At 55.9% G+C, this 19842-nt stretch carries 16 protein-coding genes; 4 read left to right on the top strand and 12 right to left on the bottom strand.

Translation table 11 applies throughout. The features are described 5' to 3' along the window. Positions 1–372 precede the first annotated feature (372 nt). The 7 genes from scpB to I6J19_RS07610 form a co-directional block, all read right to left on the bottom strand. The gene (gene scpB, locus I6J19_RS07640) at positions 373–987 is read right to left on the bottom strand and encodes an SMC-Scp complex subunit ScpB (protein WP_038625570.1); all 615 of its coding nucleotides are present in this window, start codon (positions 985–987) and stop codon (positions 373–375) included. A 173-nt stretch (positions 988–1160) separates the two neighbouring features. Then, entirely contained in the window at positions 1161–2003 is an 843-nt protein-coding gene (locus tag I6J19_RS07635; RefSeq protein ID WP_187402594.1) for a segregation and condensation protein A, read from the bottom strand. Between the two features lie 3 nt (positions 2004–2006). After that, positions 2007–2882, bottom strand: a complete 876-nt coding sequence (locus I6J19_RS07630) for a ParA family protein (RefSeq protein WP_038625574.1) — start codon at positions 2880–2882, stop codon at positions 2007–2009. A gap of 103 nt (positions 2883–2985) precedes the next feature. After that, entirely contained in the window at positions 2986–3924 is a 939-nt protein-coding gene (locus I6J19_RS07625) for a site-specific tyrosine recombinase XerD (RefSeq protein WP_038625577.1), read from the bottom strand. Beyond that, positions 3921–4574 (bottom strand): NUDIX domain-containing protein, encoded by a 654-nt coding sequence (locus I6J19_RS07620; RefSeq protein WP_038625579.1) that lies wholly within the window; start codon positions 4572–4574, stop codon positions 3921–3923. The genes I6J19_RS07625 and I6J19_RS07620 overlap by 4 nt, the downstream gene beginning before the upstream one ends. A gap of 48 nt (positions 4575–4622) precedes the next feature. Continuing rightward, positions 4623–6254, bottom strand: coding sequence for a CTP synthase (locus tag I6J19_RS07615; protein WP_038625581.1), 1632 nt, complete (start codon positions 6252–6254; stop codon positions 4623–4625). 73 nt (positions 6255–6327) lie between these two features. Next, positions 6328–6537 (bottom strand): DUF4177 domain-containing protein, encoded by a 210-nt coding sequence (locus I6J19_RS07610; RefSeq protein ID WP_038625583.1) that lies wholly within the window; start codon positions 6535–6537, stop codon positions 6328–6330. Positions 6538–6630: 93 nt separating this feature from the next. Here I6J19_RS07610 and I6J19_RS07605 point away from each other — a divergent pair, with 93 nt between their 5' ends. Both I6J19_RS07605 and I6J19_RS07600 read left to right on the top strand, forming a co-directional pair. Next, entirely contained in the window at positions 6631–7149 is a 519-nt protein-coding gene (locus I6J19_RS07605; RefSeq protein ID WP_038625585.1) for a type 1 glutamine amidotransferase domain-containing protein, read from the top strand. A 40-nt stretch (positions 7150–7189) separates the two neighbouring features. After that, on the top strand, positions 7190–7948 hold the full coding sequence (locus tag I6J19_RS07600; RefSeq protein ID WP_038625587.1) for an LURP-one-related/scramblase family protein: 759 nt from the start codon (positions 7190–7192) through the stop codon (positions 7946–7948). Positions 7949–8003: 55 nt separating this feature from the next. On the opposite strand, the gene I6J19_RS07595 is transcribed toward I6J19_RS07600, so the two are convergent. From I6J19_RS07595 to I6J19_RS11050, 5 genes are all read right to left on the bottom strand, one after another. Then, entirely contained in the window at positions 8004–9119 is a 1116-nt protein-coding gene (locus I6J19_RS07595; protein WP_038625589.1) for an esterase/lipase family protein, read from the bottom strand. A 1103-nt stretch (positions 9120–10222) separates the two neighbouring features. Continuing rightward, the gene (locus I6J19_RS07590) at positions 10223–10921 is read right to left on the bottom strand and encodes a P-loop NTPase family protein (protein ID WP_052155521.1); all 699 of its coding nucleotides are present in this window, start codon (positions 10919–10921) and stop codon (positions 10223–10225) included. Beyond that, positions 10918–11136 carry a hypothetical protein gene (locus I6J19_RS10915; protein WP_052155522.1) on the bottom strand — a complete coding sequence of 73 codons (219 nt, stop codon included), beginning with the start codon at positions 11134–11136 and terminating at the stop codon, positions 10918–10920. The genes I6J19_RS07590 and I6J19_RS10915 overlap by 4 nt, the downstream gene beginning before the upstream one ends. A 49-nt stretch (positions 11137–11185) precedes the next feature. Continuing rightward, positions 11186–11698, bottom strand: a complete 513-nt coding sequence (locus I6J19_RS07585; RefSeq protein ID WP_200879284.1) for a restriction endonuclease — start codon at positions 11696–11698, stop codon at positions 11186–11188. Between the two features lie 34 nt (positions 11699–11732). Beyond that, on the bottom strand, positions 11733–12173 hold the full coding sequence (locus I6J19_RS11050; protein WP_200879285.1) for a winged helix-turn-helix domain-containing protein: 441 nt from the start codon (positions 12171–12173) through the stop codon (positions 11733–11735). A gap of 84 nt (positions 12174–12257) precedes the next feature. Here I6J19_RS11050 and I6J19_RS07575 point away from each other — a divergent pair, with 84 nt between their 5' ends. Both I6J19_RS07575 and I6J19_RS07570 read left to right on the top strand, forming a co-directional pair. After that, on the top strand, positions 12258–15272 hold the full coding sequence (locus I6J19_RS07575; protein ID WP_038625591.1) for a DEAD/DEAH box helicase: 3015 nt from the start codon (positions 12258–12260) through the stop codon (positions 15270–15272). 9 nt (positions 15273–15281) lie between these two features. Beyond that, entirely contained in the window at positions 15282–19841 is a 4560-nt protein-coding gene (locus I6J19_RS07570; protein ID WP_038625593.1) for an Eco57I restriction-modification methylase domain-containing protein, read from the top strand. The last annotated feature ends 1 nt before the right edge of the window (position 19842 follow it).

Raw genomic sequence — 19842 nt, 5'->3', positions numbered from 1 at the left:
CAACTGCTGGTCGGTGGGTGGTGTGTGCTGGGCGGTGCGAGTGTTTGCGTGTTTGTGTGTTTGCGAGTGCTACGTTCTCATTTTTTGACACACGCGGAGGGTCAGGAGGCGTCGATTTGGCGTTGGCTGTGGATAGTTTGCAGTTTTCGGGAGTTATCCACAGGGCATGCGGTGGGCGCAACAGGGGGCAAAGACCCGTAGTGCGCAGCGAGCGGCAGTGAGCAGCCCCTAAACGCGACTTCACGACACCCATGTCACCTCGTGGCAGCTTTGGAGGTGGCATGAGGTGACACGCGTGTCGTGAAGTGGATCGATAACCGTGAAGTGAATCTAAAACGGAGTGGCTCGCCTAGCCACCACCCCAAGCCCTGCCTAGTCCAACGGCTCGTCGATCAAGTCGACCTCTGGCAGCAGCGGAGCCAAGTCAGGCAGCTGGTCTAGCGAATCAATCCCCAAAAGCTCCAGGAACAGCGTCGTCGTAACGTACAAATGCGCACCGGTGGCCGGGTCCTCTCCCGACTCGGCAATCAGCCCGCGCGCGACCAGCGTGCGCATCACACCATCAACATTGACGCCGCGCACACCGGAGACCTGCGCACGCGTGGCCGGCTGCCGGTACGCCACCACTGCCAGCGTCTCCATAGCTGCACGTGAGAGCTTCGACTGCGAGCCATCCAGCAAGAAGCGCTCCACCGCGCTGGCGTGCGCGGGAGCCGTGTAGAAGCGCCAGCCCTCATCCGTTTCACGCAGCTCAATGCCGCTGCGGCGCGCACGGTATTCGTACTCGATTTCGCGAAGCACGTCACGGATATCGCTTGCGGAAACATCCAGCGCCCGCGCCATATCCTCCGCCGCCACCGGCGTATCGACCACAAGCAGAATCGACTCCACGCCTGCTCGCAACGGGTCAATGGGTGGCAACTGCGCCGGAGAAGCAGACGCAGACTCCGTGGCCTGCTCGGATGGTGCGGAACTGGTTTCGCTCATGCGCGTCAGATTACGCAACCTCCCGCGCCGGGCGCTAATTAGTGGCCGCTAATTAGCTGGGCCCCAACTCAGCCCCAGCCCAACCAAGCCCGACCGAGCCCGCACCGAGCAGGGCCCAACCACGCCCGCCCGAGCCCGACCGAGCCCAACAGCCAGCACAAATCAACAGCCACCTACTCCCAGTTCGCCGCCGCCACGACGGCCGGGTCCACGTCGAGCCCGGTCCAGGCCACGTGGATTTCCTCCAGCGCTTCCTCCTGCTCCACACCGATCGCCTTGGCGCGGTAGAGCTCCAGCAGTGCCAGGAACCGCCCGACGACCTCCATGGACACGCGGCACTCCGATGTCAGCTGCGTAAAAGTCAGCCAGGTCCCCTCGCCTGCCAGCCGCAGCGAGTCCAGAATCTTGCCCGCCTGCTCTGGCACGGACACCGGCACGCCGTGGATGTGGCCGACACCGACTTCCTCCGGTGGCTTTGGCCGCATTACGACGGCCGCAAACTCGGCAAACTCCCCGAGCGTCATGCCCAGGCGCACGGGCGGCAGCAACTCCTCGAACTGCTTGTCCGGCCCCACGGCCCGCGGATAGCGCCGCGGCGCAGTCTTCTGCCACTCCTCGAATTGGTCGGCCACCTTGCCATACGCCTGGTACTGCAGCAGTCGGGCGAACAGCAGGTCGCGCGCTTCTAGCAGTTCGAGGTCTTCTTCGCTGTCGACGTCGCCACGCGGTAGGAGCCGTGCGGTTTTGAGGTCGAGCAGCGTCGCTGCCACGACGAGGAATTCGGTGATTTCGTCGAGGTCACTGACTGCGTCGAGGCTGCGCGTGTATGCGATGAACTCGTCTGTGACCGCCGCCAGCGCGACTTCGGTGACGTCCATCTTTTTGCTGCTAATCAGCTGCAACAGCAGGTCAAAGGGCCCGTTGAAGTTCGCGAGCGCGACGCGGAAGCCGGTGATTTCTTCCTGCACGCCCTCGCTTGACGACGGTTCGGGAGTGTAACTATCCGGGGAAGTCACCTATTATTTGCGGCCTTTGCGCTCGATGACCTCGCGGGCCAGGTTGCGGTACTGTGCCGCGGCTGGGGTGTTTGGCGCCCAGGTGGTGATGGGCTCACCGGCGACGGAGGTTTCCGGAAAGCGGACGGTTCGGGTGATGACCGTGTCAAAGACCTTGTCACCGAAAACCTCGATGAGGCGTTCCATGACTTCCTTGGCGTGGCGCGTGCGGCGGTCGAACATGGTGACCAGAATGCCGGAGACTTCCAGGTTGAAGTTCAGGCGGTCGCGAACCTTGGCCACCGTGTCGGTGAGCAGTGCCAGGCCGCGCAGCGAGAAGTATTCGGCCACCATTGGGATGATGACGCCCTCGGCGATGGTCAGCGCATTGACGGTCAGCAGGCCTAGCGACGGCTGGCAGTCAATGATGATGAAGTCGTAGTCATTCATCACTGGGCGCAGCGCGCGCCCCAAGGCCTGTTCGCGACCGACTTCGTTGACAAGCTGAATCTCCGCCGCCGACAGGTCGATGTTGGCCGGGACGAGATCCAGGCCGGAAACCTTGGTGTGGTGGATGGCATCACGGACGTCGGTGGTGTCGTCGACGATGAGGTTGTAGACAGTCAGGTCGAGTTCCTCATGAGGGACACCAAGACCGGCGGATAGTGCCCCTTGCGGGTCCAAGTCAACGAGCAGGACTTTACGGCCGAACTCCGCCAGTGCTGCGCCCAGGTTGATGGTCGAGGTGGTCTTACCCACGCCGCCCTTCTGGTTACACATTGCCAGGATGACCGCGGGGCCGTGACTGGTCAGGGGTGCGGGTTCCGGTAGCTCGCGCACCGGACGACCGGTGAGACCGAGTTCAACTCGATCGGCCTCAAACAACCCTTCTTCAGCCACAGTCAATCCCTCTTCCTTGAAGATTTCTCATCAATTCTACTGCGCCACGTAATACCGCCATATATTACCGCCGCGTAGTAGCGCTACATACTACCGCCGCATATTACCGCGAGTATTCAGCCCGTGGGTGAGCCCCCGCCCAGACTCGTCGCATATTCTCCGCGGTAATCATGGTGTAAATCTGGGTTGTCGTCACGGAGGCGTGTCCCAATAGCTCTTGGACCACTCGCACATCGGCACCGCCTTCAATGAGGTGCGTGCCGAAACTGTGGCGCAGGGTGTGCGGGGAAATTTTCACGCTCAGCCCGGCGCGCTCACCCAACTCCGCCAGCGTATTTCCGGCCGACTGCCGAGACAGCCTGCGTCCCAGCGAGTTGATAAACAGCGCCGGCCCGGAGTTTGCCCGCACCCAGCTCGGCCGCCCGCGTGTCAGCCACGCATCGAGCGCCGCCATGGCCGGCGAGCCCACTGGCACAATGCGCTCCTTGCCGCCCTTGCCATGCAGTAACACGAGGTTGGTTTCGCGGTCCACGTCATCGATATCCAGGCCGGTGACTTCTGACACTCGCGCACCAGTCGAGTACAAAAACTCCACCAGTGCACGGTTGCGCAGGTCGGTCACGTCTGCGGTGTCGTCGTCGGGAATGGACTCGATAAGCCGGGTGACCTCCTCAATGCTGAGTGCCTTCGGATACCGCGAGGGCTGCTTCGGCGGCGCCACCCGCTTGGCGACATCCACCTCCAACGCACCCTCACCCACCGCAAACCTGTGGAAGCTCCGCACGGCCGACAGCGACCGCGTCACCGAGGTCGGGGCCAACGCTGGCCTGCCGGCCGACTTATCTCCCCGCGCCAGATACGCCAGGAACTCTGTTACGTCCTGCTCGGTGACCTGCGCCAATTCCGTGCGCCCAATCTCCCGCAGGTAGGTGCGGTACTTCTCCAAGTCGCGCTTATAACTGGCGAGTGTATTCGCCGACAACCCCTTTTCCACCGCGAGGTAGGTCACGAAGGCGTCGACAAGCGGATCAATTGAACTCATCGGATGCGTTTCAGGTCCGCTCCGGTGCCGAGCTGCTCCGTCCGGCGTTTCGCCAGTGCCGTCGGCCGAATGCCGAACGGCTCCGCGACCGAGCGCGGCGTCGCACCCCTCAGCAGCACCTCCGCCGCCAGCAGAATGCCGGACAGTGCGATGCCGTTGAGGATCTCTCCGCGCAGCGCCATCGCCACCGCTTCCTCGACGTCAATCCACGACGCAGTCATGTCCGCTTCCTCATCGTGGGCTTCCGGCTTATCGACGGCACGGAGACCCCTAGCCAAGTAGATCCGGACCGCTTCCTCTGCGAAGCCGGGCGAGCTGAACATATCGGTAAGCAGGGACCAGGACTCGGCCTCCAGCCCGGCTTCCTCCACTAGCTCACGCTTGGCGGCCTCCAGCGGGTCTTCGTCTGCGACGTCGAGGAGCCCGGCCGGCAATTCCACCAGACGCTCCCCTGCCGCCTGCCGCCACTGATTGAGCAGGTAGAGGCGGTTATTCTCATCTGCGACAACGACCGCGACAGCGCCGAAATGCTCCACAATCTCACGAGCGGACACATTCCCACCCGGCATTCGCACCTGGTCGCGGCGGATCGCGAGAATAGGTGCCTCGAGAACAATCTCGGATTCAACAACGTCAAATTGGTGCGCCATGAGTTTCACTCTAATAGGTAGGCCGGATTCACCCTCGCGGAGCCAAGGCTAGTTGCGCTTGAGGGCTGCGGCGATGAGGCCGTCGAAAAGCGGATGAGCGTTGGTGGGGCGCGACTTCAGCTCCGGGTGCGCCTGCGTGGCCACGAGGTATGGGTGCACGTCTGTGGGGTACTCGACGAATTCGACGAGCTTGCCGTCCGGCGAGGTGCCCGAGATGACCAGGCCTGCTTCTTCGAGCTGGGCACGGTATGCGTTGTTGACCTCGTAGCGGTGGCGGTGACGCTCGGTGACCTCGGTGCTGCCGTAGAGACGCGCGACGACGGAGTCTTCAGCGAGCTTCGCCGGGTAGGAACCCAGGCGCATGGATCCGCCCAAGTCAGCCTCGCCAGAGACGGCCTGGAGCTGCTCCTCCATCGTGGCGATGACCGGCTCGGCCGCGTTTTCGTCGAACTCGGTCGAGGACGCGCCTTCGACACCCGCGGTGCGTGCCGCCTCGATGACAACACACTGCATACCCAGGCAGATTCCCAAAAGTGGCATGCCGGTTTCCTTGGCGTAGCGGATGGTAGCGATTTTGCCTTCAATCCCACGCCCGCCGAAGCCACCGGGGATGACAATCGCGTCAACGCCGGCCATGTTTTCTTTCAGCCCCTCGGGGGTTTCGCAGTCGTCGGAGGCGACCCAGCGGATGTTCGCCTTCACGCGGTGGGCGAAACCGGCTGCGCGCACGGCTTCTGCGACGGACAGGTAGGCGTCCGGCAGGTCGATGTACTTGCCGACGAGCGCCACCGTGACCTCGCTCTTTGGGTTGTGAACTCGCTCGAGCAGGTCTCCCCACACGGCCCAATCCATGTCGCGGAACGGCAGGTTGAGGCGGCGAATGATGAAGGTGTCCAGGTGCTCGTCGTAGAGGACCTTCGGGATGTCGTAGATGCTCGGCGCATCTGGGCAGGACACCACGCCCTCGCGGTCGATGTCACACATCAGCGCAATCTTGTTTTTGAGGGAATCGGGAACGTCGCGGTCGCATCGCAAAACGACAGCATCGGGAACCAGGCCAATCGAGCGAAGTTCAGCTACTGAGTGCTGGGTGGGCTTGGTCTTCAGTTCCTTGGAGGGGCCGAGGTATGGAACCAGTGACACGTGGAGGTAGAAGACGTTTTCGCGGCCGACGTCGTGACGCACTTGCCGCGCAGCTTCCAGGAAGGGCTGCGATTCAATATCGCCGACGGTGCCGCCAATTTCGGTGATGACCACGTCGGGTTTTTCGCCGTTTGCGTCCGCGTTCCCCATAGCGACGATGCGAGATTTGATCTCGTCGGTGATGTGCGGGATGACCTGGACGGTCTGGCCGAGGAATTCACCGCGGCGCTCCTTGGCGATAACCGAGGAATAGACCTTGCCGGTGGTGACGTTGCCGCCGGCGGAGAGGTTGCGGTCGAGGAAACGCTCGTAATGCCCCAGGTCCAGATCGGTTTCCGCGCCGTCTTCGGTGACGAAGACCTCGCCGTGCTGGAAGGGGTTCATGGTGCCCGGATCCACATTGAGGTAGGGATCGAGCTTTTGCATAGTCACTTTGAGACCACGCGAGGTAAGCAGGCGGCCGAGCGAAGCCGCGGTTAAGCCTTTGCCGAGGGAGGAGGCAACGCCTCCTGTAACGATGATGTATTTCGTAACCACGGGACTTCAGAATATCGCCTGCGCGGGTATGAGCGCAAGCTATTTTTCACAATGGCGGAGATTACTTACGCAACTAGGTAAGACTCTCAAAAATCATGGTCGCCTGGATACGGTCCCCGCCCATCAGTCCCTTACTGCCCGAAGAGGCAGTAGTAATCGTGTGCAACCGGAACCCCTGCGAAGCCTTGTCGTTGATTACCCTCTCAAGCTCTGTCAGATTAGCCGAGCCGGTACCGATGAACTTTTCCTTCAGAACCACCTGAAGAACTTCATAATGAGGCATTTTCCGCCCTCCGTTAAAGTAATTTTCAATATTGCAAGCAAAACAATACTCGGGCGGATGCATAAACGCGACCACGTCGTTACCCTCGGGGCTATGACTGACCTAACGAATAAGAACATTGCAGTTTTGGCCACTAACGGATTCGAGGACTCCGAGCTGACGAGCCCGGCGGGAGCCGTGAAGGATGCCGGTGCGACCGTGCACGTTATCTCCACCGAAGATGGCTCCATTGAGGGCAAGAATGGCACGAAGGTGGATGTCGATAAGCTCACCAGCAGCGTTTCTGCTGATGATTATGATGCCCTGATTCTGCCTGGCGGCACCGTAAATGCAGACCAGATTCGCATCGATAAGGATGCCGTAGCCCTGGTAAAGGCATTCGCCGCAGCCGACAAGCCAATCGGCGTGATTTGCCACGGCGGTTGGATTCTCACCGATGCGGATGTGCTTAAGGGCCGCACTATTACCTCCTACATCAGCGTCAAGACTGACCTTATTAACGCTGGTGCCAACTGGGTCGATGAGGAAGTTGTCGTTGACGGCAACCTGATTTCCTCCCGCACCCCAGCTGACCTCGAGGCTTTCAACAAGGCTCTCGTGGAGAACTTCTAAGCCACTCGGCTTTTAGCATCACCAAAGGACGGCTGTTGCCATGAGTTCATATTGGGATAACCCAAAGTCGCTGTGGGATCAGATTCCACAGCACAATGAGGAAGATGTTTCCGAGCAGCAGCCTTCCACGCCGGAACAGCCTTCCGCGGCCGAACAGCCTGCCGCGGCTGCACAGCTTCCGCCACAGCAAGGGCGCTATCAGGGATTGCTCTCGCACAACAGCATCGTTATCCAGCAGATTCGAAACTTCATGGCGGATGATTTCGACATCCTGGATACCGAGGGCAATTGCATCGGCAAGATTGAAACTACTGGTGGCACGCTGAGCCGCATGTTTATGGGCTCTCGTCGCCTGACAGTTTCCGAGCCAGACGGCACTCCGGTATTCGTTATTACCGATCCGACCGATCTTGCCCTTGACCGTTACGAGGTCTACTACCCCGCCCCGCATGCGACAGCCCCTGAAGGCCAGCAGCAAGATGGAGCAGAGTCATCGCGCCTTTTGGCCACTATTCAGCAGAAGTTTGCGTTCTTTAAGCGGCGGCTGGAGATTTCCATCCCCGGTTTTGCCAATTGCGAGGTCGACGGCGACGTCTGGCATTACGACGCCACTTTTATGATCAACGACGTCAGAGTCGCCCAGATGTCACGAAAGTGGTCGGGGTTTACAAATTTCCTATCCGGCAATGAGCGTTACATGCTCCAGCTCAAAGATGATTTGCCGCCACAATTGCGCGCGTCGATCATTGGTGCCGCCATTGCCCTGGATTTGATGGCGAAAAAGGCGCAATCCGACTAGCTGATTTCACTGTCGGCTCGCGCCTTTTATCAAGAGCTACTGCTCGCGACTATCTCTACCGCGATTCTGCAGCCTGAGCGATGCGTCCGTCGATTTCCGTGATGCCATCAGAGACGGCATTGACGTGTTCGGGGCGAACATTAGCGTTGTCATTGATGCCGCCTTCCACAACGGCGGTTACCGGTACACATGGAACCTCAACATTACGTCCGAGCGCATTCGCTACCAGTGCAATTGCCCGCGGTGAGAAAGTCAGCCCGATGTGACCCGATAGATCTGCAGAGCAGCCATCCTGCAGCAGAATGTTGTTGGAAGTCGGTGCGTTCCACTGGCTTGCAGCCATTGGCGTGACGGCTTCATCAACCTGAGTCGAGATTGCAACATAGTTGACACCCGGCTGCTCCAAGCCGCCCTCATTCATCTTGGCCATGAACTCGCTGTGCTGCAGCAGATCCACCAGGCTCGGGCTGACAATGACACCCGCAGCCTTGTCACCAGCATTGCCGAACTGGTTGAGTTCCTCCAAACCATAGGAGATACCGAGCAGCGATGTGCCGTGCAGCACGCCCGCCAGGGACACTACGGTGCCAATTCCCCGGCCCTGCTCCTGCTTGGCGTAAGCGGCAGCCAAGGTGCCACCTGCAGAGTGACCAACAATGTCAACTTCGGTCGCTCCGGTTTCCGCCTTGAGGGTTTCAATCTTCGCAGTCAGCTCTGCCAAAGCGGTATCCAACGGGGTCATGTTACGCATGGTTGGAATAGATCCCAGCACCGAAAACTCATCAGGGCCTAGCTTGCCGACGTTAAATGCGTACAGACACTTCCCCATTGCCTTTAGCTCCGGTGCCATGCGGGCATAGGTCTGGTAGGCGTTCGAGTTCATGCCGTGGATCATGACCACCGGATTCTCACCAGGAGCAGGAACACACTGCACATTTGTCCCCTCGGGACTGATGTTTTCCGTCATCCCCTGGTTGACCATGACGGTGGGGAAATCATTTGCCTTTGGCCCCCAGTCACCCATTTCGGTCCAGGACAGGACCTGATCATTATCAGTTGCCGAAGCCGGTGCGGCAGCCGCGATGGGAGCCGCCGCCAGAGCGACACCAGCTGCGGCTGCTAGGGCCGTGGCCGAACGCGCCAGTTTTGTGAATACTCCTTGAGTGCCCATGATTACTCCTTGCGTAGAACAGTGAACAGTAAAACGCTTTCAATAAGAATTACGGCATGGGCAAGAGCCAGTAATTACAGGCTATGAATCGCAATCGTACTCTGAAAGGCGATCAATGAAAGCCTCTCAAAGGGGTGAATAAAAAGTAAACTAAATATAACTATAATGCTATTCACTTACAAGCCCGCAGGCTTTTAAAGTGATATCGACCACAGGCCAAAACAAGCCCTACTTTCTTTGCAATCCCACGGGATTGCTGCCGAAGCCCAAATCGCCGGTGAGATTAAACACCTGTTCCACAATCATGTCGGACCATCATCAATGCGGGGCCTTACACCTCCAGCGAGGAAACCACGTCACTGATAGCAGAACTCAATGAAAACACCTTTTCACCTGCCCGTACAGTAAGGTATTTCACATGCACAAACGACACGTTTTCGCCCTCGCACTGACTATTCCAGCACTGTGCCTTTCGGCTTGCTCCAACGGAGAACCAGAAAAAGCACCGGAACCGACTACCGTTACAAAAACTGTCACCAGCCCAGAAAGCAGCACAGAATCGACGACGCAATCCACCACCAAGACCCCTAACCCGTCAACACCCCCGGCCCGGACGACAGAAAGCTCGAGACCTACCGGTTACACCGGCGCACCCAACGGCGAGCCGACAGCTATAAACAAAACGATTTCGCATTGCGCGAAATCCTCGCAGGGACTCTACGAGCAGGGCACCGCCTGGTTTACCGACGGCACCTCCGGCTGGACGCAATATTGCGCCAACAATTTCTATGATGGCCCTTCCGCAAACACTGCCCCAGAACCTCAGAACACCGAGCCGTCCCCGTGGGTTCAAGGCCAAATCGACTGGGCCGATTGCCTGAACTCTGGCCATTCTGAGGAAGAGTGTCGCGCGATGTTGAATTAAGAAGCCGCTGCCACCTTCAACGAGAAACATTCGCAGCGACAGATTCACCAATTCAATTCATAGCCACCACCGCCCCAAAAATCCTCACATTTTTCTACCGCACGCCCTCCCCAGCCTGCAGCGAGATCGGTGACGCGTTGCCCCCGCGCCGTCGTCACCGAGAAGTTCGCCTTACTCGCTAACTCTCCAAACGCTCCAGAACCAGCGCAGCGACTTCATCAATTTTCTCTGCATAGCCAGTGCGCTGGTTCAGCTGAGTTCCCCGCACGCCATCGGTTGCTTGCAGGTCTGCAATTGGTGAATGGCTGTCCTGAGCAGTCGCCGGCATCGAGTACATATGCGGCACATGCCCAATCAGGTACTGGTCACACGAATGCCCGAGGCTATCGCCGATCCGCTTTGCTTCGTCGTCAAACTTGCCGCGGAATCGTTCAAACGCTCCGACAAGCTGCTCTTTACCATTTGAGCACCTTTTCACGTATTCCAGCGTTGTGTAGCCAAGGTACTGAAGCCCACGCCCGTCGTGCCCGAGCAACCGAAGCTTTCGAGTTTTCTTCGAAATATCTGGCGAGTAGTTCCTCCACTGGGCAAGATTCCCCTCGGAAATTTCTCTGTCCTCAGTCACCCACTCGTTGAACCACTTGGCGAGGTTTCCAAAGACATGGAAGCTAAACAGGTCGGTTGACGTCGGAGTAACGAAGGGTTCGCAGCCCAGAAGTACGGTGCGATTGAAAGGGCCTAACGACGGTCCCACGTCGTAGAAGATGTAGTCGTACCGATCTTCATCCTCCATAGCCACAGCCAACTGCCCGGCCCAGTGGATTCGACGAAAGTCGCCGGTCTTCTTGGCTAGCGATGACTGCCATGCGTCACTCATGACATCTTCATGTTGGAAAGTGCCGGGTGCCCTGGCAGGACATCGACACCAAACCGCTCCGAGCGCACCGGCCGGATGTCGGGCTCGATATCGGTCTCGCCCTCCCGTAGCGAGATAAACAGCGAATAGACGGTTTTAGCCAACGAATCTCGCTCGGCCGGCTCATCATTCTTGCTGCTCAGGTAGATCTCCTCATGCTGCTGTTCAATCAGCATGAGTTGTGTGGCCCTCCTGCCGACAGGTCACACTCGGCTGTGAGATGCCCTACTGATCCTCTTCGAAGAAATCTTCATCCAGTTCATAAGGAGTAATCTCGTGTGCTTTTTGGACCGCGACGCCATAGTCGAGCATGAGCGCGGATAGTTTCACGCCATCAATCAGAACGATTGTTCCGTGCCTATAGTTCGCTGCGGCTTCTACAGCGCCAGAAGTAAAACGAGACGTAGTAATAAATACGCCCTTATTCGCACCTCGGGAATCTAGAGCGCCAATAAAGTTCCTAATCTCCCAATTGGCGACAGAATTCGAGTCAGCATAGCGTTTGGCCTGTACATAGACCTTCCCAAGGCCCAAGGCATCTTCACGAATTACTCCATCGACGCCGCCATCATTCGACCGTCCCAGATGCTGCTTCTGGCCGTGGACACCGCCGTATCCCATCGTCCACAGCAGTTCAATAACTGCACGTTCAAAGAACTCCGGAGTAGAGTCCTGCAGGCGCTGCCGCAAATCAGTTGAAACCTTCGCGTTCCAATCAGCTTGCGCATCCTCCACCATCTCTAATGGCGATTTTTCCGGACTACTCGGAACCTCACCCCCATGCAGCTAAAGTTCTTCCGCTACGCTCACCCGAGGATGCCAGTAGATTAGCCGCTGCATTGCCGGAGCTCTTACGCTCCCGAATCTCATCTTGGTATTGCCGCCACTTGGGCCACTCCAGCATGTCCTTTTCGGAGTACTCCGCAAGGTTTCTTGAATCAACCTCGCGTCCGTCGTCCGAAATCACGTATCGTCCGCGCTTAGGTCGAAACACCAAACCAGCCTGAGCAAATGAGGAACAAGCCCATGCAATTCGATTTCTATAGCGTGGCTGCCCAGACGGAACTGTCTCCGCTAAAACATCAGGAGAAAGCCCCATGTATCTGACTACTTCGTCGCCTAGTTCACTAATTCGACGCTCTCGCCCGTCAGTTAATACTCGCAGTACTGCAGGACGGAACTGATCGATTATCGGAGTGTTGTCGGAATCCATAAGAAAACTATATCCACCTAGCGGCCCTGCCATATAGGTGTCCCCTTTCGATTCCTAAAGCTTTGTAACGGTAGATTGAACTCCATGACCGCAACTTCTGAAGCCCCGTCGCACGGGACCACTCCTGATGCTTTCGATCAGCTTTCTCCTGGCGTCACCATTAAGGTTCGTGACGAGTACTGGCTTGTAACCCACGTCACCAGGTCGAGTGACGGCTTCAAAGTTAAAGCGCGCGGCATTTCTGACTATGTGCGCGATACCACGGCTACCTTTTACACAGCGCTTGATTGCGACCTCGAAGTTTTCGATCCAGCAAAGATAACGGTTACTGCGGACAACTCCGCTGGCTTCCGTAAGTCTCGCCTCTGGCTTGAGTCCACAATCCGTCAGACGCCTGTGCCGCTGTACCAGAACAACCTTGAGGTCTCCACGCGCATGTTGGCCGACCCGCTTGACTATCAGCTCAACGCAGTCCGCAAGGCGCTCAGCCCTGAGCACATTCGTCCGCGCATTTTGCTTGCCGACGCCGTCGGGCTTGGCAAGACTCTTGAAATCGGCATGATTGTTGCCGAGCTCATTCGCCGTGGCCGCGGAGAACGCATTCTGGTTGTTACTCCTAAGCATGTGCTTGAACAATTCCAGCAGGAAATGTGGACTCGTTTTGCGATTCCGCTCGTTCGCCTCGATTCCCAGGGCATTCAAAAGGTTCGCCAGAAGCTACCTGCTTCTAAAAACCCTTTTTCTTACTTTCCTCGCGTCATTGTCTCGATGGACACTCTGAAGTCTGCAAAGTATAAGGCGCAGTTGGAAAAGGTGAATTGGGGCATTGTCGTCATCGACGAGATTCACAATGCCACCAATTCGGGAACCCAGAATAATGACCTCGCGCGAACGCTCGCTCCGCGCACTGAGGCACTCATCCTGGCATCGGCGACCCCTCACAATGGCAATCCGGAATCTTTCAAGGAAATCCTCAAACTGCTGGACCCGCTTGCGGTACGGCCTGATGGTTCCATTGATATGGAGTTGGCGAAGAAACTCATTATCCGCCGCCACCGAAACTCACCTGAGGTCAAGTCCGTGGTCGGCGCTAAGTGGGCGCCCCGCGAAGAACCTCTCAATATTCCGGTCGAAGCCTCAGCTGAGGAAAACGCTGTAGCTAACGAGCTTCGGGATTCATGGATTTCAACCACTGATTCGGCTGATAATTCGCGTTCTCATCTTTTTGCATGGACTTTGGTGAAGGCATTCTTGTCGTCGCCAGCTGCGCTCGAAGCATCTATTAAGAATCGTTTGCGCACGATTGAAACTCAGTACGGCACAACCAACAATCAAGAACAGCTAGCCTTACAGCGACTCCTTGAGCTCAACTCCCATGTCACCTCAGAGGCTTCGAACAAGTATGCCTCATTAGTCAATTATTTGATCGAAACGGTGGGAATCAGCAAGCGCTCCAAGAACCGGGTAGTCATCTTTTCCGAGCGCGTATCGACGCTGGGCTGGCTGCAGGAAAACCTGATTCGGGATTTAAAGCTCTCCCCTGCCGCGGTCAAAACAATGCACGGCCAAATGTCTGACATCGAGCAGATGGAGCTTATCGACGAATTCAAACGTACGGATACGAAGCTAAGAGTCCTCATTACCGGCGATGTGGCATCTGAAGGCGTTAATTTACATGCGCAGTGCCACGACCTCGTTCATTACGATATTCCGTGGTCTCTGATCAGAATTCAGCAGCGCAATGGCCGCATTGACCGATACGGGCAGGAGAACAATCCGCGTATTGCAGCTCTACTTCTGGATCCTGCTGATGCAGATGCCGTCGGTGAAATTCACGTTCTCACCAAATTGATTGAACGCGAATATGAGGCAAACCAGTTACTGGGTGACGCTTCTTCTTTGATGGGACAGCATTCCGCCAAACGTGAAGAAGACGAAATTCGCGATGTCCTTCGCGGCGCTCGCGACTTTGACTCCACTGTCAAAACTGCACAGCAGATACTCGGTTCCGCTGGTGCGGCCACAAGCGACACCCCCACTCCTGGTTCTGGTAAGCACGCTTCTTCGGCCCCCGCCTCATCGCCTGAAAAAATGGTTGACGACGAAGAGGATATTGAAGTCCTCCTAGCCAGTTTGTTGGCAAGCCCATCCGCTTCCTCCCCAGATACTTCTTCCGAAGCACAGCAGGCATCATCGGAACCTGGCTCGTTCAGCTTGTACCAATCGGAGAAGGACTATCTTGTCGATGCTCTCGCTGAGGCCTTCAATGAGGTTCCGGAGCAACGTTCCGCTGCCGGAGGCGTGGACTTAACAATTCAAGAAGGCGATATTCTCGAGCTCACACCACCGAGAGATTTACAGCGCCGTTTCGATTACCTCCCTCAAGATTATGTCTCATATCGGAAGGTCAAAGATCGACTCATGCTCGCTACTTCGCTGCACCGGGGTAACTCTCAGCTGCGAATGGCTCGCGAAGGAAAGTCGGAGAAGTCCTGGCCAAAGGCTCACTTCCTCGGCCCGCTACACCCAGTAACGGACTGGGCTGTCGACCGTGCGCTGAGTTCCATGGAGCGTTCTCAAATACCCGCATTTGCTGGAGCAGTCGATGAGCTGACGATTCTTTTCATGTCGACTCTCACCAACTCACGTGGCCAAGTAATCACGCGTGCTTTCATTGTCGCGCAGCCTGGCCCATTCGGTTTGGATGCACCTGAGGGAATGCCCCGTGCTATTTGTCGCACTATCTCGGATCCAATTGGTTGGTTGAGGTCCACGGGACTTGCGGGTGATGCAATTTCTACCGGTACGTTGACCGTGCCTGCGGACGCTGAAGTGCTAGTTCGGGAGGGACTCCGTGAGGCACGATCTCTCACGGATATCTCAAAGCAAGCTGCGACCGAAGACGCTAATAATCGTACTAATGCTTGGTCCGAATTGGCCGCCAATTGGGAAGCTGATGCGGAGGACCTCCCCGGCACTATGAGCCTTGTCAGGTCTCAACTGTTCGTTAACCAGGAGCGAGAGCTACTGACTGCGTCTATTCCTGAGCGAACGCTGATTCGTCCGCTCGCCGTCATCATCCCGTCTGCAGAAAAGTAGGAGCATCTCATGGCAAGTTTTGATTCCATCATCAACGTCGACGAGTGGATTAGCGACTACTACCTGACTACTGATGAGAAAAAGGGCGAGTCGTTCAGTAAGCGAGCCGATGCCGCAATTAAACAATGGAAAGCTGACGATAAGGCAAGCGGCGTCGAGGTTTCACCGTGGGGACGAATGACTTCGAACCGCAATCAGCTGCAAACTGCACTGTCGACCATTGATGCCGACGTGAAAATCAGTGTTATCAATGCTGCCGAGCAGATCGAGAAAACGTTCGACTATCCCGTTCCAACAGAAGTTTCTATTGACTATTCCGGGGACTCCATCAAATTGTCTGCTGCACGCGATGTGGCAGGAACGACACTTTATTTACGCACTGAACGGCTTGCCGACGTCGAAGATTTTCCTACCACCAAACTGCTTGAGGCGGCTACTAAGAATGAAAAAACTTGGGACGTCCCGGTCTCAAGAATTATCACTGAGGTGTTTTTATCAGAACAACCTCCGACCTTCGTCGTTCTAATTGCAGGCAACATGGTTGTCTTGGCTGAGCGGGAATCGTGGCCCCTCGGCCGATTCTTAGCAGTCGATGTGGCCCTGGCAGCGGAGCGCAATGATACGAAGGTTCGCGGCGAGTTAAGTCTGGTGGTCGCTTCATTGGCGCGCGAACACATTGAGCGCGCTGCTGACGGAACAACCTGGTGGCTACAGACGATTGAAGAATCCCGCGAACATGCGGTGAAAGTCTCCGAAGATTTGCGCGAAGCGATTAAAGAGTCGATTGAGATTATCGGCAACGATGCCCTTAAGCGTTACCGCCATCAAGGTCTCGATATCGATGATGTCGACGGAAATGAGTTGTCCAAGCAGGCTCTACGCTACCTTTACCGTATACTCTTTTTGCTCTTCGCCGAGGCGTCCCCTGAACTCAATATCCTGCCTACAGGTGTGCCTGACTATGACGAGGGCTATGGACTCGCTAACCTACGCGACCAGATCTTGGTCGAGCCACCCACCGACCGTGCGGCAAATGGCACATATCTTTATGACAGTCTGAATTTGCTGTTTAACTTGGTCAATACCGGTCACGATCCAAATGACCAGGAAAACCCTCTGCATGATGGTCACGCCGAAGAAGGCCTGACCTTCCGCAATCTGTCAGCTGACTTATTTGCGCCCAGCGCTATCGCATACATCTCTCGATCAAAACTTTCTAATGCTGCGCTTCACCGTGTGCTGCAGAATCTTCTGTTAACTCGTGAAGCTGCAGGGAAAGAACGCGGCTATGTCTCCTACGCAACCTTAGGAGTCACCCAGCTGGGACAGGTCTATGAAGGACTGATGTCCTTTACGGGCTCGATTGCCCAAGAAGAGATGTTTGAAGTCGCGCCGAAAGGAGACGCTTCGAAAGGTTCGTGGCTAGTAACACCTGCGCTCGCAGAAAGCCTTCCATCAGATTCCTTTGTTCAGGAAAAGCTCGAGGATGGCACCCCTCGGAATCGACGCTATGCACCAGGTGACTTCGTTTTCCGACAGTCGTCCAGAGATCGTGAGCGCTCCGCGTCTTTCTACTCACCACCGGTCATTACCGAATTTGTTGTTGGCCAAGCTATCGAGGAGCTCAAGGCCGCTCACCGCATCGATACTGCGGACGATATCCTCACACTCAGTATTTGTGAGCCGGCGATGGGATCAGGCGCCTTCGCAGTGGAAGCGGTGAATCAGTTAGCGGAGCTCTACCTGAACAAAAAGCAGGAAGAGATTGGGCAAAAGATCGAACCAGAGCGTCTTACAGAAGAGTTGCAGAAGGTTAAGGCTTCTATTGCGCTCCATCAGGTTTACGGAGTGGACCTGAATAAAACTGCTGTCGAGCTCGCTGAAATTTCGTTGTGGCTCGACACAATGTCTGCCGAGCTAAAGGCACCATGGTTCGGGCTACACCTGCGTCACGGTAATTCCCTGATCGGCGCGCAGCGTTCTACTTTCCCAGCAACTTCGCTGAAAAAACGGGATTACTTAAGAAAAACTCCAAGACACCATTCAGTGGAATCTATTTCCAGTGCAATTGAAAGTGGCCAGCCAGATTCGTCTGTCGCTGGTCGAGTTCACCACTTCCTTGTTCCATCAACTGGTTGGGGTGCGGCGGCAGATTCGAAGGATCTCAAAGAGGTCGCACCCGACGAAGTTGCTTCCATGAAGAATTGGCGCAAGTCCATTCAAAGAGCTTTCACAGCACCTGAGATTAAACAGTTGAAGAAACTAAGTGACCGGGTGGAAAGACTGTGGCAACTGGCACTAGTACGCCTGCGTATCGCAGAATCCCAAGTAAGCCGAACCGTTTCGATATGGGGACAAGAAGTTGCTGAAACGGGTCAAGCAGTCACTCGAGAGCAGATTGAACACGAACTCTTCGGCAACATGGACGGTGCCTATCAGCGTCTGCGCTTAGTGATGGATGCGTGGAATGCACTATGGTTCTGGCCGCTGACTGAGGTCAGTCTTCTTCCATCAAAGGACGAATGGCTGTCAACACTCGTCGATGCTCTTGGTATTTCTACGGAATCGACGGCCAAAACTGGCCAGTACTCGATTGGCTATGACCTGCAGTGGGATGAGCTCAATTCTGTGGAGCAGCTGGAGTTCAGTGCACTCCCCTATTCCAAGTTGATTGAGGCGCATCCTTGGCTGCAAACCGCTCAACAAGTTTCAGCTGACCAGGCGTTTTTCCATTGGGATCTTGATTTCGCTGCTGTGATGGCTGATGGAGGCTTCGATTTCCAGGTCGGTAACCCGCCTTGGGTTCGCCCGCGCACCGATGTCGATGCTCTCTATTCCGAACACGATCCATGGTTTAGTCTTGCTCATAAACCGACTCAGACGGATAAAAAGGACCGCAGAAAGCAACTAGCAAACGACGAACGCGTTCTGGCGACCCTCGCACGAGGCTTGTCGGACTCTGTAGTGACTTCTGCTGTGCTGGGCGACGCTACTCGCTTCCCGCATTTAGTTGGTCAGCAACCAGATCTCTACCGAGGTTTCATGGAACAAACCTGGGCCAACGCAGCCCATGACGGTATTGTTTCGCTTATTCACCCGGAGTCTCATTTCACTGAGAAGAAAGCTGCACCGCTTCGCGCGGGTGCCTATCGACGTCTCCGCAGGCATTGGCAGTTCATAAATGAACGTGTCTTGTTCGACATCGACCATCACGTATCCTATGGTGTCCATATTTATGGTCCACGCCTAGACGTTCCGCACTTCACCAGTGCCGCATCTCTGTATCACCCAAAAACAGTTCTCGATTCCCTTCGTCACGATGGAACTGGTCCGCTACCTGGTCTAAAGGACGACAACGACAACTGGGACCTTCGTCCTCACCGTGATCGCATTATCACGGTAGATATGAAAACTTTGCGACTTTGGCACTCGATTCTCGAGGAACCTGGGACTCCAGTTATCAATTCGAGGACTGTCTATACAGTCAACACTGAAGCAGCTGCTGTCTTAGCAAAGCTTGCTGCGGCACCACGCGTAAAGGAACTTGGGCTGCAATTCTCGAACGGCTGGCATGAATCTGCTGACAAGAAGCGTGGTTATTTCGACACTTCTTGGCAGCATCCAGAGTCATGGAATGATGTCATCCTTCAAGGTCCTCACCTCGGCGTATCGACTCCGATGATTAAGCAGCCCAATCCAACAATGAAACATAACCAGGACTGGTCGGAAATTGATCTCGAGGCTATTCCAGAGGACTTCATTCCTGCAACGGCCTATGCCCCAAATCGTGCAGCAACAGATTATGACTCGACATATACTCACCACACGGGATCCGACGGAGTCATAGTCTCAGATCGTTCAAAATACCGTTTTGCATGGCGCAAAATGGCAGCGACAACGGGATTCCGTACATTGTATTCTGCGCTGATTCCAAAAGGTTCAGCGATCTCCGGCTCCTCGGTTTCTGGATTGTCGTTAGTTTCTGATGAGATTTCTGTAGCCACAGGAGCAAGCCTTTCAGCAATCCTCTCTGATTTCGTAATTCGGTCAACTGGGTTAGCAAACCTATACGCCTCAACTATTGAGCTGTTACCAGTAACCGACGCAAATGAGTTTAAAAAGACTTTTGTTTCCAACTACCTTCGCCTTAACTGCCTGACTTCTGCATACGCCCCACTGTGGGAAGAAATCACTGGTGAGCAGTGGACCACGGATACTCCACTGCGGAATGCCAAAGAACGATGGCATGCGCAAAATGAAATTGATGCAATTGTCGCGCTTTCCCTTGGCGTGACGGCTGATGAACTATGCATGATTTACCGCACCCAGTTCCCTGTGATGCGGCGGTATGACCAGGAAGACCTGTATGACGCGAATGGGCGAAAGGTTCCGAAGGACATCGCAAAACTCGAAGGAAAACTGAAGCCCGGAGAGGAATTAAGCGAAGAACGGCGGAAATGGACACATCCTCAGTCAGGTGTGACATACACTTTTGAGTATCCATTCGCGCCACTAGACCGCGAAGAAGATCTTCGCGCAGCCTACGCACGATTTGAGAAAGAGCTATAAA

This window comes from Corynebacterium amycolatum (assembly GCF_016889425.1).
Classification (GTDB): domain Bacteria; phylum Actinomycetota; class Actinomycetes; order Mycobacteriales; family Mycobacteriaceae; genus Corynebacterium; species Corynebacterium amycolatum.
This window is presented reverse-complemented; position numbering and strand designations above follow the sequence as displayed.

Excerpts from the sequence above, each read along its gene's own strand:
- scpB (WP_038625570.1), bottom strand. The coding sequence starts at position 987 with ATGAGCGAAACCAGTTCCGCACCATCCGAGCAGGCCACGGAGTCTGCG.
- I6J19_RS07625 (WP_038625577.1), bottom strand. The coding sequence starts at position 3,924 with ATGAGTTCAATTGATCCGCTTGTCGACGCCTTCGTGACCTACCTCGCG.
- I6J19_RS07620 (WP_038625579.1), bottom strand. The coding sequence starts at position 4,574 with ATGGCGCACCAATTTGACGTTGTTGAATCCGAGATTGTTCTCGAGGCA.
- I6J19_RS07610 (WP_038625583.1), bottom strand. The coding sequence starts at position 6,537 with ATGCCTCATTATGAAGTTCTTCAGGTGGTTCTGAAGGAAAAGTTCATC.
- I6J19_RS07605 (WP_038625585.1), top strand. The coding sequence starts at position 6,631 with ATGACTGACCTAACGAATAAGAACATTGCAGTTTTGGCCACTAACGGA.
- I6J19_RS07600 (WP_038625587.1), top strand. The coding sequence starts at position 7,190 with ATGAGTTCATATTGGGATAACCCAAAGTCGCTGTGGGATCAGATTCCA.
- I6J19_RS07595 (WP_038625589.1), bottom strand. The coding sequence starts at position 9,119 with ATGGGCACTCAAGGAGTATTCACAAAACTGGCGCGTTCGGCCACGGCC.
- I6J19_RS07590 (WP_052155521.1), bottom strand. The coding sequence starts at position 10,921 with ATGAGTGACGCATGGCAGTCATCGCTAGCCAAGAAGACCGGCGACTTT.
- I6J19_RS10915 (WP_052155522.1), bottom strand. The coding sequence starts at position 11,136 with ATGCTGATTGAACAGCAGCATGAGGAGATCTACCTGAGCAGCAAGAAT.
- I6J19_RS07585 (WP_200879284.1), bottom strand. The coding sequence starts at position 11,698 with ATGGTGGAGGATGCGCAAGCTGATTGGAACGCGAAGGTTTCAACTGAT.
- I6J19_RS11050 (WP_200879285.1), bottom strand. The coding sequence starts at position 12,173 with ATGGATTCCGACAACACTCCGATAATCGATCAGTTCCGTCCTGCAGTA.
- I6J19_RS07575 (WP_038625591.1), top strand. The coding sequence starts at position 12,258 with ATGACCGCAACTTCTGAAGCCCCGTCGCACGGGACCACTCCTGATGCT.
- I6J19_RS07570 (WP_038625593.1), top strand. The coding sequence starts at position 15,282 with ATGGCAAGTTTTGATTCCATCATCAACGTCGACGAGTGGATTAGCGAC.